This is a genomic window from Psychrobacillus sp. NPDC058041 (genome assembly GCF_042885655.1).
Lineage (GTDB): Bacteria > Bacillota > Bacilli > Bacillales_A > Planococcaceae > Psychrobacillus.
Genome location: NZ_JBHVRO010000005.1, coordinates 75,768 through 90,322 on the forward strand (window position 1 = coordinate 75,768; position 14,555 = coordinate 90,322).

14 protein-coding genes and 7 tRNA genes are annotated in these 14,555 nt (G+C 36.7%); 14 read left to right on the forward strand and 7 right to left on the reverse strand.

All coding sequences use genetic code 11. The features are described from left to right. Positions 1 to 61: 61 nt before the first annotated feature. Positions 62 to 907: a LysM peptidoglycan-binding domain-containing protein gene (locus ACFVR1_RS09595; RefSeq protein ID WP_387583479.1), complete on the reverse strand. Its 846-nt coding sequence runs from the start codon at positions 905 to 907 to the stop codon at positions 62 to 64. Positions 908 to 1,127: 220 nt separating this feature from the next. Here ACFVR1_RS09595 and ACFVR1_RS09600 point away from each other — a divergent pair, with 220 nt between their 5' ends. After that, positions 1,128 to 1,493 carry a DUF2188 domain-containing protein gene (locus tag ACFVR1_RS09600; protein WP_387583482.1) on the forward strand — a complete coding sequence of 122 codons (366 nt, stop codon included), beginning with the start codon at positions 1,128 to 1,130 and terminating at the stop codon, positions 1,491 to 1,493. A 365-nt stretch (positions 1,494 to 1,858) separates the two neighbouring features. Here ACFVR1_RS09600 and ACFVR1_RS09605 read toward each other — a convergent pair whose 3' ends face one another. Together ACFVR1_RS09605 and ACFVR1_RS09610 are read right to left on the reverse strand one after the other, a co-directional pair. Then, complete coding sequence (locus tag ACFVR1_RS09605) at positions 1,859 to 2,578, reverse strand: alpha/beta fold hydrolase (RefSeq protein WP_387583484.1); 720 nt, start codon at positions 2,576 to 2,578, stop codon at positions 1,859 to 1,861. Between the two features lie 6 nt (positions 2,579 to 2,584). Beyond that, a complete protein-coding gene (locus ACFVR1_RS09610) occupies positions 2,585 to 3,184 on the reverse strand; it encodes a histidine phosphatase family protein (RefSeq protein WP_387583912.1) in 600 nt (199 codons plus the stop codon). A 304-nt stretch (positions 3,185 to 3,488) separates the two neighbouring features. Between ACFVR1_RS09610 and guaD the strand changes: the two genes are divergently transcribed. After that, positions 3,489 to 4,856, forward strand: coding sequence for a guanine deaminase (gene guaD, locus ACFVR1_RS09615; RefSeq protein WP_387583487.1), 1,368 nt, complete (start codon positions 3,489 to 3,491; stop codon positions 4,854 to 4,856). Between the two features lie 34 nt (positions 4,857 to 4,890). Next, positions 4,891 to 6,237 carry a solute carrier family 23 protein gene (locus ACFVR1_RS09620; RefSeq protein WP_387583489.1) on the forward strand — a complete coding sequence of 449 codons (1,347 nt, stop codon included), beginning with the start codon at positions 4,891 to 4,893 and terminating at the stop codon, positions 6,235 to 6,237. 282 nt (positions 6,238 to 6,519) lie between these two features. On the opposite strand, the gene ACFVR1_RS09625 is transcribed toward ACFVR1_RS09620, so the two are convergent. The 3 genes from ACFVR1_RS09625 to tlp form a co-directional block, all read right to left on the reverse strand. Then, positions 6,520 to 7,299: a YqhG family protein gene (locus ACFVR1_RS09625; protein ID WP_387583492.1), complete on the reverse strand. Its 780-nt coding sequence runs from the start codon at positions 7,297 to 7,299 to the stop codon at positions 6,520 to 6,522. A gap of 11 nt (positions 7,300 to 7,310) precedes the next feature. Continuing rightward, positions 7,311 to 8,843, reverse strand: coding sequence for a DEAD/DEAH box helicase (locus ACFVR1_RS09630; protein ID WP_387583494.1), 1,533 nt, complete (start codon positions 8,841 to 8,843; stop codon positions 7,311 to 7,313). 299 nt (positions 8,844 to 9,142) lie between these two features. Then, positions 9,143 to 9,385 (reverse strand): small acid-soluble spore protein Tlp, encoded by a 243-nt coding sequence (gene tlp / locus ACFVR1_RS09635; protein WP_387583496.1) that lies wholly within the window; start codon positions 9,383 to 9,385, stop codon positions 9,143 to 9,145. Between the two features lie 161 nt (positions 9,386 to 9,546). Here tlp and ACFVR1_RS09640 point away from each other — a divergent pair, with 161 nt between their 5' ends. The 8 genes from ACFVR1_RS09640 to ACFVR1_RS09675 all read left to right on the forward strand — a co-directional run bounded on the left by ACFVR1_RS09640 (position 9,547) and on the right by ACFVR1_RS09675 (position 11,223). Further along, on the forward strand, positions 9,547 to 10,194 hold the full coding sequence (locus ACFVR1_RS09640; protein ID WP_387583499.1) for a hypothetical protein: 648 nt from the start codon (positions 9,547 to 9,549) through the stop codon (positions 10,192 to 10,194). Positions 10,195 to 10,451: 257 nt separating this feature from the next. Then, positions 10,452 to 10,544: transfer RNA gene (locus tag ACFVR1_RS09645), tRNA-Ser, on the forward strand. Positions 10,545 to 10,621: 77 nt separating this feature from the next. Beyond that, positions 10,622 to 10,698: transfer RNA gene (locus ACFVR1_RS09650), tRNA-Met, on the forward strand. Between the two features lie 3 nt (positions 10,699 to 10,701). Continuing rightward, positions 10,702 to 10,777 (forward strand) — tRNA-Asp (locus tag ACFVR1_RS09655). A gap of 71 nt (positions 10,778 to 10,848) precedes the next feature. Continuing rightward, a tRNA-Phe gene (locus ACFVR1_RS09660) sits at positions 10,849 to 10,924 on the forward strand. 5 nt (positions 10,925 to 10,929) lie between these two features. Beyond that, a tRNA-Gly gene (locus ACFVR1_RS09665) sits at positions 10,930 to 11,000 on the forward strand. Between the two features lie 52 nt (positions 11,001 to 11,052). Then, positions 11,053 to 11,143, forward strand: a tRNA-Ser gene (locus ACFVR1_RS09670). An 8-nt stretch (positions 11,144 to 11,151) separates the two neighbouring features. After that, positions 11,152 to 11,223: transfer RNA gene (locus ACFVR1_RS09675), tRNA-Glu, on the forward strand. Between the two features lie 14 nt (positions 11,224 to 11,237). On the opposite strand, the gene ACFVR1_RS09680 is transcribed toward ACFVR1_RS09675, so the two are convergent. Then, complete coding sequence (locus tag ACFVR1_RS09680; RefSeq protein ID WP_387583502.1) at positions 11,238 to 11,378, reverse strand: hypothetical protein; 141 nt, start codon at positions 11,376 to 11,378, stop codon at positions 11,238 to 11,240. Between the two features lie 213 nt (positions 11,379 to 11,591). On the opposite strand from ACFVR1_RS09680, the gene ACFVR1_RS09685 reads away from it, so the two are divergent. The 3 genes from ACFVR1_RS09685 to ACFVR1_RS09695 all read left to right on the forward strand — a co-directional run bounded on the left by ACFVR1_RS09685 (position 11,592) and on the right by ACFVR1_RS09695 (position 14,519). Continuing rightward, positions 11,592 to 12,404 carry an aldo/keto reductase gene (locus tag ACFVR1_RS09685; RefSeq protein ID WP_387583505.1) on the forward strand — a complete coding sequence of 271 codons (813 nt, stop codon included), beginning with the start codon at positions 11,592 to 11,594 and terminating at the stop codon, positions 12,402 to 12,404. A 158-nt stretch (positions 12,405 to 12,562) separates the two neighbouring features. Next, positions 12,563 to 13,438, forward strand: coding sequence for a radical SAM/SPASM domain-containing protein (locus ACFVR1_RS09690; protein ID WP_387583507.1), 876 nt, complete (start codon positions 12,563 to 12,565; stop codon positions 13,436 to 13,438). Positions 13,439 to 13,700: 262 nt separating this feature from the next. Then, positions 13,701 to 14,519 carry a purine-nucleoside phosphorylase gene (locus ACFVR1_RS09695; RefSeq protein WP_387583510.1) on the forward strand — a complete coding sequence of 273 codons (819 nt, stop codon included), beginning with the start codon at positions 13,701 to 13,703 and terminating at the stop codon, positions 14,517 to 14,519. Positions 14,520 to 14,555 lie beyond the last annotated feature (36 nt).

Consider the following 14,555-nt stretch of genomic DNA (forward strand, 5'->3'; position numbering starts at 1 on the left):
GCTCTTAAAACAAAATAATATTGTTTTAGGAGCATGTTATTTAGAATACTTGATAAAATTCTTATTTTATAATTCTAACTTTTACCGTTTTACGTCCCCAATTAATTGCGTCTTGTTTAGACTGCATATAAATATCAATTTTATTTCCTTTAATCGATCCACCCGTATCTCCAGCAATCGCTTCTCCATAGCCTTCTACCCAAACATGGGAACCAAGAGGTATAACTGTTGGATCAACAGAAATGACTTTTTTGTTCGGATTTGCACGTAAATCTATACCTGTTGATGTTACTCCCGAACACCCTGCACAAGATGCTGTATATGCTGTTGAAGAAACAGTTATCTCTTTTGTTGCAGACTCAGATGGTACTACTGTTTTTGCTACTGCTACTGGTTTTGCTACTGGTTTTGCTACTGCTACTGGTTTTGCTACTGGTTTTGCTACTGGTTTTGCCACTGGTTTTGCCACTGGTTTTGCCACTGGTTTAGTTGCATTAGATTGATTAGACGTAGGTATGGAAGCTACTTCTTTTTTAGGCTGAATTGTTTTAATTTTTGTTCCTTCAAGCACTAATTCATCTCCAGGAAATATTAAATCACTTGTAAGTTGATTGCGATCCATTAAATCATCGACAGATAAATTATGTTCTTTCGCAATATCAAAAAGTGTATCTCCTAAGACAATTTTGTATGTATCAGCTACCTTTAACTGTTGAGATGGATATATAACCGTTGTATCGAGATTGTTCCAATCTTGTAAATCTTGTACACTTACATTCATTTCTTTAGAAATATCCCAAAGTGTATCTCCTTTTTCTACCGTGTGAACGCTTGCTGCGGATGCTTGTCCTGTCGCTCCTACTGATAGTGCTGCAATTGCCGTTAGTGCAATAATGTGTTTTTTCATAAGATGAATTTCCTCCTTTTCACTAACAAAACTTAGTTTACCATCCGAAGATGACAGCACTATTGCAGAAACATTAGAAGGATATATCAATTAAATGACAAATTTCGACACAATGATACAATTGTAATATTTTCATTTATTTAAGACTAACAAAGCAAAATTAATCCCAACGTTTAATATATAGGGAAACGGGAAAACGATTTCTAAGGAGGAGATAGCAATGCCATGGAGCAAAAATGATTATCCTGACTCGATGAAAAACTTAGATCCGACGGTAAGAGAAAAAGCGATTGAAATTGCAAATGCATTGTTACAGGAGAATTATGGGGAAAGTCGAGCAATTTCCATAGCCACTGCCCAAGCACGGAAAGCAATTAATGGGGAGAACAACGATCGCCCCAAATACGAAGTCATCTCGAGGAAGAACGACTGGGCACTCATCAAATCTGGTGGTGAACGTGCCATTTTCACAGAAAATACAAAAGAAAACATTCTCGAAAAAGCGAAGCCATATGTCAATGATCATAACGGTATTCTCGCAATTTATCACGAAGACGGAGACCTTGAAACCACATTATATAAATAAAGTATATGGAAGGTCCGAGTCAGGTGCACAGATGAGTTATTACCTATTAATAGCCATTTCGAGGGTACTCTAAATGTCACTTTAGAGATTCTCAATGTCCTCTAGAAGGATAAATTCAATCATTACCACAATCTCCTTTTAAATATCTAGAAAATCGTTGAAAAAGGCGACACCCCTGCAGGAATAGCTTTAGTTGAAGACCCCGCAGTGAAGCGAGGAGACTGAAGCAACGTCCGCGGGAAGGGTGCCGTTTCAACGATTTTCTTACTTATAGGACAATCTTGTCTCGTAAAATCGGATAATAGGCACTTTTTCAGTACCTTCAGCTAATCCCTTTAGCTGGATGGGTTATTTTTTATTGATTCTTATTCAAATTGTATTATAAACTCTTCCAGTACATCCGTGTATATTTTTGGTTGATTTATATGCACTAAGTGCGAAGCAAATGGAATAATGGCAACATGTACATTTTTATTTAATCTTGGAAGTAAAGTCGCACCAATAGTTTCATTTTGATTCCCTTCTCCCACCATAAAAAGAACTGGAAAGTTAAACTCTTTTAGTTCGTTTACATCATCAAACGGATACCATCCTTCATCTCTTCCCTTGTATATAAATTGTTTCCAATCTGATGCATGTAATTGATCGAAATAATTAGTCACTTCTTGGCTATTAAGTACATTCGCCTGTGATTCCACATCTTGTTCATGTATCTCCAACCAATTACTTGGTCTCACTGGCATAATTCCAGAAATAGATAATGTGTTCATTCTCTCTGGATACATTTTGGCAAATTTAATAGCGACTAGTGCACCTAAAGAACAACCTACTAAATGAATGGTTTTTAGGTTATGATAATTTATTGTTTCCAATAGATCTTTTGCACAATCCTCAAAGAAGTTTTGAATATAATTCGTTTTAGATTGGCCATGTCCTCTTAAATCTGGTGAAAAAACTTGATAGTTTTTACTGAAATACTCTCTTTGGAATTCGAAATCAGTTAACCCTGTTTGTAAACCAGTATGCAAGAATACAACTGGTTTTCCCTTACCTAAAATACTTGTATGTAGGATCAAACATTTCACCCCTTTTTAGTTTAAGTGTTCTTGTCTATTCAGAAACCTTATAACTCTCACACTCTCTTTAATCTCCAATAAATGAATACCTGTATCACCTGTTGCATATGCAAAATCACTAGAATTAGGCTGTCGAAGAAACGCTTTTAATAAATGCGAGATTAGTCCTCCATGAGAAATAATAGCCACTCTTTCATATTCTTTATAGTCATAAATAATTGTATGAAAAACCCTTTCTGCTCGAAAACGAAGTTCCAATTCTGACTCTCCGTCTTCAATTGGTAAATGAACCGGTCTTCCATTCTGGGGTAATGGATATTTAATAGCCGCCTCTTCCCTAGAAAGCCCCGCGAGTACACCATTATTTAATTCCATTAAGTCATCCTCTACAATTAATTCACATCCAATGCCTTCTTTTAGTATGGAAGCGGTACTTTTCGCTCTCATTAAAGGGCTAGTTAAAATAACGTTTGGCGGAAAATGGGTTGCTACATAATTAGTGAGCAACTTTGCTTGATGCTCCCCAAGCTCTGTTAAAGGAAAATCTGCTCTTCCTTCATGTACTCCTAATACATCTGCTTCCGACTGCCCATGTCTAATAATTACTAATTCCAATTGTTTCACTACAAATCCACATTTATGTTTTTCAGCCAATGATTGTTAACGAAAACCTACCTCGCTTATGAAAACCACTACAAATTATACCTAAAATAGAGTAAAAGTTATATAAAAAATCTAAAAATTACAATAATTTAACTTGAATTGTAATCAAAAAATCTAGTATTTTCTAAAAATATTACAAAACACAAACATTTTTTTAAAAAAATAAATAAATATACGTTTTTTATATATACCAGATATTTTTTTTGCTCTATAATAGCCAATAAGTTTTCAAAATACGAACATTAAGGTGGAATATATGAGGAAATATACGCAAATTTTTCAAGGAACTGCTTTTACTAGTAAATCATCAAAAGAAGTGGAATTCTTACACAACTATCTTTTCTGTATTAATAGCAACGGAATAATTGAGAAAGTAGTTGCTCCAGATGATACAGACTATCAAGACTTGCTAGATGCTTATCAAGGAAAAGAAAATTTTCATCGTTTAACTGATGGTCAATATTTTTTACCAGGTTTTGTCGATTTGCATGTTCATGCTCCGCAATGGGCGCAATCCGGAACAGCATTAGATATTCCACTTAATGACTGGCTAAATACTTATACTTTCCCGCTAGAATCTAAGTTTTCAGATTTAGTTTTCGCAAAAAATGTTTATGAAGATGTAGTAAGTACCATGCTCGCAAATGGAACAACGACTGCACTTTATTTTGCAACTGTTCATAAAGAAGCAAGTTTGTTACTAGCTAAAATATGTGCAGAAAAAGGCCAACGCGGTCTAGTTGGGAAGGTTGTGATGGATGATCCAGAACAAAACCCATCATTTTATCGAGATGCGGATACGCAAACTGCATTGGTTGATACGGAAGAATTTATTTTAGCTGTTAAAGAATTAGCAAAAACAACTAAGCAAGGGGTATACCCAGTTGTCACACCTCGCTTTATTCCAAGCTGTACCGACGATGCTTTAAAAGGTTTAGGTGAACTCGCTGCTAAATATGATACTTATGTTCAATCGCACTGTAGCGAAAGTGACTGGGCTCATGGTTACGTTAAAGAGCGGTTTCAAAAGAACGATGCCTTTGCACTGAATGGTTTTGGACTATTAAGCGATAAGTCTATAATGGCACATTGTAATTTTCTAGATGAAGAGGATGCAAATCTATTTGTCGAAACGGGGACTGCCATTGCTCATTGTCCAATTTCTAATGCTTACTTTGCCAATAGCGTTATCCCTATTGCTCATCTACATTCAAAAGGTGTGGAGATTGGTTTAGGATCAGATATTTCAGGTGGCTTTTCACCGAGTCTTTTCGATAATGCTAGACAAGCTGTTATGTCCTCAAGAATGTTAGAAGATGGGGTGAACCCATCTCTTCCAGCAAATGAGCGAGGCGTTCTAGCTTCACGCATCACGATAAATGAAGCATTCTACTTTGCAACTGCTGGCGGCGGTCAAAGTTTAAGCTTACCAATTGGACGTTTAGCAAAAAATTACACTTGGGATGTTCAAGTAATTGATACCAAAATAACATCTGCAAAACTACCCATTTTTAATGACAAGGAAGATTTAAATGATGTTTTCCAAAAAATAATGTATCTTGTTCGACCTGAGAATATTCGTGAAGTGTGGGTTCAAGGAGAAAAAGTTCATTCAAGATTGTAATACAAAAATAAAAACTTCGAGGTGTTCATATACAATGGAAATGCCAACACATAAGCTTACTAACAATAACAACAACCGCCTAACAGTTGGGCCAGATGAAAAAGTTTCTCTAGGTCAATCTCTTTTACTCGGATTACAACATGTCCTTGCAATGGACGTTTACGTTGTCCCTTTTATCATAGCAATGCTAATCTCCTTACAAGCTGGACAATCAACTGCACTAATTCAATCTACTTTTATCGCTGCTGGAATCGCAACAATTGTACAAACATATTTCTGTATGAAGTTACCTGTTGCTCAAGGTCCTTCTTTTATTCCTATTGGTGCAATCGTAGGAATTTATGCAGCTAGTGGAGGTGGTACAAATGGTTGGGGTACTGTTTTAGGTGCTAGTTTAATAGCTTCTGTTTTAATAATCATTTTGGGCTTTACTGGCATTTTCAATAAACTGATAACATCTTTTGTTCCTACAATCGTTGGTGGTACGATTATTTTCGTAGTCGGTCTTTCTTTAATGCCTGTTGCATTAAATGACAATATTTACAATGCCGCTGGTGCTACTGTTGCACAAAATATATGTTTGGCTCTTATTTCAGGAGCTGCGCTCATTTTATGTGTAATGTTAGGGTCTTTGTTCGGAAAGAAGGGTCGAGTTTTCCGTATTGCTTCTGTCATTATCTCACTTATCGCTGGTTGTATAGCCGCAAGTTTTATGGGAGTACTGAATTTATCTGCTGTTGGAGAGGCAAAATGGTTTAGCTTGCCACAAATCCCTTTTGTCGATTTTACTTTTTCTTTTAACCCCTCTGCAATTATTACGATGGTTGTTATATATGTTGTTCTAATGGCAGAAACAACTGGTACATGGTTCGCTGTAAGTAATGTAATTGATAAACCGTTAACGGAAAAAAATATCAACCGAGGCGTTATTGGTGAAGGCATTGGGTGTTTGGTCGCTTCCTTATTGGGGACAACTCCTGTTACTGGTTACTCAACTAATGCTGGGATTATTTCCATAACTGGTGTTGCTAGTCGTCGTGTTTTTATCGCTGCCGGTGCATGGTTTGTATTATTTGGTTTTTCAAGTAAATTATCTGCTTTAATCTCTGCAGTTCCCTCCGCTGTTATTGGTGGTGTTTTCGTAATCGTTTGTGGTGTGATTGCGATTAGCGGTCTGAAAGTAATGAAAAACGAAAAAATAGGCGAAAAAGAAATGTATGTCATCGCAGTACCAATGATTTTAACATTAGCTTTAACATTAATACCCAAAGATTTTCTATACTCGTTACCAACCGTGTTACAATATTTATTCAATTCACCTGTAGCAACAGCTGCTATAGCAGCAATCCTATTGAATAGACTATTACCAAATACGAAATAATTTTTGGTGCGAAAGAAGCGTTAACTACAATGCAGAACATACAGTCATTGAACATCATGTTGCAATGACTGTATGACCTGTCTTGGGTGCCACTTCGACAAGTATCCAATTTTATGTGCCGATCATCCGATAATCACCCTAGATCATCCGATTATGCACTCTGATCATCCGATTGTCACCCTCTGATCATCCGATTCCCTTATTTTTTCTTTTGACCCTAGATTAGGCGAGCTCGACAATGCAGCGTAGTAAATTTTCTTACCTAAATAGAAGGACCCCATCCTATCTCTTATAAAATAATCCACCGTTAATAATTTCAAGCTTAATTTTCGGTTTGTATTGTTCTTCTAATGCCATTTTCTCCAACTCATAACATTCTGGCTTATTTTCAATACCTTCATAGAAGTACTCTAGTACTTCCAAATCCTTTTTCCATCTACTTTTTGCCTCTTCAGCCCAAGAATGATCATCTTTTTGTATGATATTTTCAATCACCTCATCTAATCGCTCTAATCCGCGGACTGGCTTAATAATAAACGGTAATTGAAATGCATCTCCGGTCATAATTGCATCCAACTCCACTTGACTTAATGATTCATGGAATCCATCTATAATTTCCCCTCTTATTAAATTTATCCCTAAAGAATAAACCATTTCTTTCGTTTGGTCGCTATAATACGAAACTTTGTAATTCACCCCTAGCCAAGGGGTTAAAATAACATTAGTCTCAAGCTCTCCTATCTTCTCAAACATTTGGACAAAGGAACCTAATTCTTTAGTCACCAAAAACAGTTGACTAAGACGAGGGGAACCAAAGTGCACGACTTCCCCCTTAATATCATCCTTCATTTTATTTTGATCAGTGATTAAAGTTAATTGAGCTGGGCTAGGAACGCCATTTGTACTTTCTAAGTACTGCCAATAATAAGGACGATTCATAATTTTTTTATCCATATCAATTGTTAGTTGGATGGTCATGTAGTTCTCATTATTGTTTAAAATATGGCAATTATTTTCCTCAAAGAATTTTTGTAAATAGCCGTGAACTTGTTGTGGGTACATGTTTATCCTCCTCAAATAGTTTTTTTGAATGCTGATAAAATATCATCTAACTCACCCACTACTTTTTCAAAAACATCAATTTTAACGTAAAGCAAATCCAATATGTCTTTTTCAATTGTGTTATCAATTGCTAAATTGTATATATGAACGTCATGCTCTTGACCTAAACGGTGTACACGTCCAATACGTTGTTCTAACTTCATTGGATTCCAAGGTAAATCATAGTTTATAACATGGTGACAAAATTGAAGGTTAATCCCTTCCCCTCCTGCTTCAGTTGCAATTAGTACTTGGGCACGTTCTTTAAATAGATACTTCATCCAATCTCGCTTATTTTTGTTAAATTGTCCATTAAAAAGAACATTTGAAATTCCTTTTGAATTTAAGTACCACTGTAAATAAGCTTGACTGGCTTTATATTCAGTGAAAATAATGACTTTATCATTTGCATGAGAAATAATTTCAAATACTTTTTCCGCTTTCGAATTTATTTCCAGTGCCATCAACTTTTGAATAATCCCTTCTACGTATTCAATTTCATTAGGCTCAACACAGTTTTGTCGCATTTTGTTTAAAGTCAAATATGTGGCTTCTTTACTGCTACACATTTCCTTTTGCAGCGTAATCATGGAGAAGGCGCCTGAAAAAATGGATGAAACATTTTTTAGATTTAATATTAGATCATAAACTTCTCTTTCTTTTTCAGTAAATTCTATTGGAATAATTTGAACACGACGATTTGTCCATTCAACTTCCGTGTCCTGCCTTCTATTTCGTACCATGACTTGATTAACCAATTCTTTCAAATAATCATCATGCTCTAAGTTGTGTTTACTTGCAGAGAAAGAGGATTGGAACGTCTCATAATTACCTAGATGCCCTGGTTTTAACAAGGATATGAGATAAAATAGCTCGAATACATCGTTTTGAATCGGAGTAGCAGTTAACAACAAACAAAACTTCTTCTTCAAGCTTTGAACAAACTCGTAAATTTTTGTTTTATGATTTTTTAGTTTATGTGCTTCATCGATAATAATCATGTCGTATTCCTGTGCATAAATGAGTTCCTTATGTGGGCTTTTTTTAGCCGTATCCATGCTCATGACAACTATATCGTAATAATCTATTGGAGTATTTTTTTTATAAGGAATCGCAGGAATGTAAAATTTATAATTCATTTCTTCTACCCATTGATTGATAAGTGAAGCAGGGGCTAATATTAACGCTTTTTTTACAAGTCCACGAATGAGGTATTCCTTCAATATCAAACCAGCTTCAATGGTTTTACCAAGACCAACTTCGTCTGCAAGAATTGCTTTTCCGTTCATCCTTTCAATTACCGTTTCAGCCGCTTCCAATTGATGGACTAGAGGAGTTAAATTGGGTAAATATTTCGGAGATTGAAGACCTGTGAAGTTTGTAACCAAGTTAGTTTTCATCACATCGTAGCTCATATTGTATAATGTCCAATTTTGCCAAGGTTCCAGATTTTCCAGTCTTTTTATGAATCCCTCTTTCCACTCAGTCGACTTTTCAATTATCATAACTTTCACCTCATGCCACTTTCTTTTTCTTAGTTTGTCCAGAAATAAACTCGCTATGATTATTTAATAAAAGAAAGGTATATTACTACATCCTCCAAAGTGCTTTAGACGAGACATTTGCTCTTGCGTTTACTCCTTGCAGAAAAACATTGGCTACTTCTTACCGGTAGGTTTTTGAGGATTAGGACTGTTGATAGAGGCGGAAATCAATTCTCTTTATGGTAATTACGTCATGAAAAAATACCATCAACACTAGGTTGATGGCATAAATTATTCTTTCTAAATCTTTTCAAAGTATATTAATGATCGCCAGAATAGCCATTTTTGCGTGCTGCAGCTTCATCTAAAATTTCTTGTCTAAAACCTTCCAGACTCTTTTTACGACGTTCATTTTTTTGTCTCAGTACTTCTTTTTCATCACCATCCAGGAAAGCCATGGTTTCTTCAGCGGCTTCCATGTTTCCAATTGTATTTTTCGCCATCTCTTGTAACTTTTCAACATTATCTGATCGATCATCCGGTTTTGGGTTGTTTCGTGGCACTTTTATTCCTCCTTCTTTTTAATAAGGTCGCACAAAATATAGCGTCCCCAATCTAATTAAAACTATCCTTTTCTGGAGAATAAAAAAAATAACATGTAATAAACGTACCAAAATAGGACAACCTAAATGAGGAAAAAAAAAAGAAAAAAGGCGGTAATGACATGACCTTGGAATGGTTTAACAGGGTAACGGGAGAGCTACAGGATAATTTGGAATCCATTTGTGAAAAGTATGACCAAGTTGGCCATATGAATATCAATCGTGGGTCAAAACATCCGCGAATAGAATTTTTTGTCGGTACCGAAGAAGATGAAAGAGATTACTTTTGCACACTTCTATTTGACCCATATAATGAAGAGTTTTATGTTGAAAGCTTCGATGTGACTCTCCAACAGCCTACAAGAATTATTTTGGAGGATATTACCGATGTAGTCGAAGCTGTTCATGAAATGTTTCATGAATTTATGGATGATATGGATGAAGTATTTTATGTAGATGAAAATAGCAATGAATATGAAGTTCTTGATGAAGAAGTCACGCTTGAAGAAATAGATGTTGAATGGGAAACCCCTGAGGTTACAGCTTTTCACATAGAAGATAAGATAGAGGTGACCTATCAATTTGGAATAGATAGTGCAAACGGAGATGGAGTTCTCCGAAGGGTCAACCGAATTTTGGTAGAAGATACGGAACTTATTGAAGATGAAAGTACTTTTTCATTTAAAAAAGAAGAGGTTAATACAATTATTGCGATGATTGCGAGCCATGTAGATAATTTGATTGGATATGATGAAATTATAAACGATTAATATATCAGTTAATAACTTTTGTACAAAGGTATAATTCAACGAGTAGTTACTTGCAAAAAAACTAATTTAGAGTTTTATCAGTACCTCCAATAGAATTGGAGGTATATTTTTTAGGTTAAGACTGCAGTTAATTAGATAATGAAATATTTTGTGTTTATTCTTTTAATACTATTTTTTAAAAAAGTATTGCCTTTTTTATGCAAAACGTTTTATAATATATCTTGTCGCTAATAATTAGTTATTAGCTAAACAATATTGGAGGAATACCCAAGTCTGGCTGAAGGGATCGGTCTTGAAAACCGACAGGCGGGTCATACCGCGCGGGGGTTCGAATCCCTCTTCCTCCTCCATTTTTTAAATTATTTTCGAAAATATAATTTTTTGTTGTTAGTTTATGTTATTATTACTTTACTAAGTATATTATTGTCGCGGGGTGGAGCAGTTCGGTAGCTCGTCGGGCTCATAACCCGAAGGTCACAGGTTCAAATCCTGTCCCCGCAACCAAATGGTCCCGTGGTGTAGCGGTTAACATGCCTGCCTGTCACGCAGGAGATCGCCGGTTCGATCCCGGTCGGGACCGCCATTTATTATTTTTTAGATTTAGGATAAGCATGCAGCTGACGAAGAAATGCGCAGCTTAGCGTAAATCGTAGAGGCTCAGTAGCTCAGTCGGTAGAGCAAAGGACTGAAAATCCTTGTGTCGGCGGTTCGATTCCGTCCTGAGCCACCATTCTTGCGGGTGTAGTTTAGTGGTAAAACCTCAGCCTTCCAAGCTGATGATGAGAGTTCGATTCTCTTCACCCGCTTACATTATAATTAAGCTTTAGCTCCTTCTATGAGCTAAAGCTTAATTCATACGGGGAAGTACTCAAGCGGCTGAAGAGGCGCCCCTGCTAAGGGTGTAGGTCGGGTAACCGGCGCGAGGGTTCAAATCCCTCCTTCTCCGCCAGATGTTTGGGCCCCTTGGTCAAGCGGTTAAGACACCGCCCTTTCACGGCGGTAACACGGGTTCGAATCCCGTAGGGGTCATCTTTAATAAAAACTCAGAATCTATTTATGGATTCTGAGTTTTTTTCTTTGTCTTCTTTTCTGCTGGCAATTGGTATCCGTAATTCATACAAGGCTTTGTCCAACGCTTCTTGCAATTGTTTGGCACCAGCTGTGCTAAAAATTACACCACTCACACCTCCCCCATTTGAAGGGAAATACTCGCTGCATTTACAATAACATCGACTCGTATTTTCGTAATATCGTTTCGAATTATTTCTAATGACATAATGAGCGGTCACCTTTCTTATCAATACATTAATAGAATTATTATTATTTTAGTAGATACATCTTATTGGTTTATAAAACCGGCAAATGGTAATATAAAATCAAAGAAAGGGGAGAGATACATGGATTTTATTACACTTAGTAATGGCATTAAAATACCACAAATTGGTTTTGGAGTTTGGCGAGTTGATAACGACACAGAGGCGCCGGGGGCAGTTGAAGAAGCTTTACGTGTAGGTTATCGCCATATTGATACTGCAGCCGTTTATAAGAACGAGGAAGGTGTTGCAAAAGGTATCGCTGCTTCTGGCGTAGCACGTGAGGACATATTCCTAACGTCTAAAATTTGGAATGACGACATTCGTGCTGGGCGTACAAAAGAGGCGTTCCAAGAATCGTTGGACCGTTTACATACCGATTACCTAGACCTATGCTTATTGCACTGGCCAGTGGATGGTATAGTAGAAGCTTACCGAGCACTGGTAGAGTTATATGAAGAAGGAAAAGTAAAAGCAATTGGGGTATCTAACTTCAAGCAGCATCATCTGGAACAATTGAAGGAAGCCGGTTTAATGACGCCGATGGTCAATCAAATCGAGTTGCACCCTCAGTTGCCTCAAAAAGATTTCGTAGCGTATTTGAAAGGCGAAGGTATTCATGTTGAAGCATGGAGCCCATTGATGCAAGGGAAATTCATGGAGATCGACTTGTTCCATGAATTGGCGAATAAATACGAAAAAACACCTTCCCAAATCGTACTTCGCTGGCATTTGCAATCAGGTCACGTGGCCTTACCAAAATCAGTGACACCAAGTCGTATTCAAGAGAACTTAAACGTATTTGACTTTGAATTATCTTCGGAAGATCAAGCCGCTATAGATGCAATCGCAACAAATGAACGCATTGGCCCAGATCCAGACAAAATCGAATTTTAATAGCAAATGAGTAGACCTGACTTCTTTCGGAGGCAGGTTTTTTCATGTACTTATTCTTTCGCACTGAAAACCTAAAACAATATGCTCAATAAAGTATGTAATCTGTTAAAATGAGTGTAGTCATTTTAATAAATCAGAACTGGAACGGTGAATAAACCTTGAAAACATTCAAAAAAATGTATATCGAGATTACAAGTGTATGTAATCTTGCATGTAGCTTCTGCCCTCCCACAAGTAGAAAGGCGAATATTATCAAATTAGATGCATTTAATAACATATTAGACCAGATTAGACCTCATACGAAGTATATTTATCTTCATGTGAAGGGAGAGCCTCTTCTCCATCCTAGAATCGATCAATTGTTAGATGCTGCTCATGCCAAAGAATTTAAAGTAAATATAACGACAAACGGAACTCTTATTAAGAAAAATAGACATAAGTTATTAGGTAAACCTGCGCTACGTCAAATGAACTTCTCCCTTCATAGTTTTGATGGACATGAAGGATCAACTAATCGAGAGCAATATTTGTCCACCATTCTAGAGTTTGCCAAAGAAGCGGCAGAACAAGGTGTCATTATTTCCTTCCGATTATGGAATCTTCAACGAGAAAATGCAACGAATGAAGATAAAAGAAGAAACCAAGAGACATTAGAAATCTTGGAAAAAGAATTTGACCTAGATTACAAGATTGAAGAAAAAGTAGTGCCAGGCAGTGGGATTAAAATTGCAGAGCGAATCTATATTAACCAAGACCACGAATTCCAATGGCCTAGTTTACTCGCACCAGAGGATGACGGAAAAGGATTTTGTCATGCCCTTCGCAGTCAAGCAGCCATTCTTGTGGATGGAACCGTTGTCCCTTGTTGTTTAGACGGTGAAGGCGTGATTAATCTCGGGAATATCAATAAAACCTCTTTCTCTGAAATTGTAGAGGGAGAACGAGCAAATGCTCTTTACGACGGGTTTACGCGAAGAGAAGCTGTGGAAGAAATGTGTAGGAAGTGCGGATATAGACAGAGATTTGGGGTTTAAGGATTTTTAGAATAATTTTATAAGTAACCCTCCGACCGAGACTGCTCGATTGGAGGGCTATTTTGTATTACTTAGGTACTTGCACAACCACAGACTATACCTCCTTTGGAACTCCCTCTAAATCATAAATATTTCAAACTGGAAAAAGTGTCACAAACCCTTTCTATATAAGAGATATTTATGAAGTTTTCTTTACAATACTCCTTCTCTCCCGTAAAATTTTATTGTTAAACTGTTTTTACGTTTCAAGGAGGAATTATTGATGCACAACATGCAAGATATTTTAGAAGCTAAAGATTTTATTATGAGCAAGACCGATTACCAACCTGTGATTGGACTAATCCTTGGTTCAGGTTTAGGAACACTCGCGGATGAAATAAAGAATCCTGTCCAAATTCCTTATAGCGCAATTCCTCACTTTGCAAAGTCTGAAGCTATTGGACATGCAAACGAACTTGTCATTGGAGAATTGAATGGTAAGATCGTAGCGGCTATGAAAGGTCGTTTTCATTATTATGAAGGATATTCATTAGATGAAGTAACCTTTCCAGTACGTGTAATGAAAGCACTAGGAATAGAAAATTTAATTATTACAAATGCATGTGGAGCTGTTAATACAAGTTTTAACCCAGGAGATTTGATGTTAATTACGGATCATCTTAATTTAGTTGGAACTAATCCGTTAATGGGACCAAATAATGATGAATTAGGAACTCGTTTCCCTGATTTATCCCAAGTGTATAATAAGGATCTACGTAATATCGCAACTAAAGTAGCGAACGAACAAAACATGTCCTTACAAGAAGGTGTGTATGCTTGGTGGAGTGGCCCAGCCTACGAATCTCCTGCTGAAATCCGTATGATCCGCACATTAGGAGCAGACGCTGTAGGTATGTCGACAGTACCAGAAGCGATTGTTGCAACTCACGCAAATATGAAAGTACTAGGTATTTCTTGCTTAACGAATATGGCATGTGGAATATTAGATCAGCCTTTAAATCACGACGAAGTAATTGAAGTTGCTGGTAAAGTAAGAGTTAAATTTGTTGAATTAGTTAAAGGTGTTTTGGGAGAGATTTAAGCGCTGATCTGACTTTCTGTTAGACACTTTTCGAAT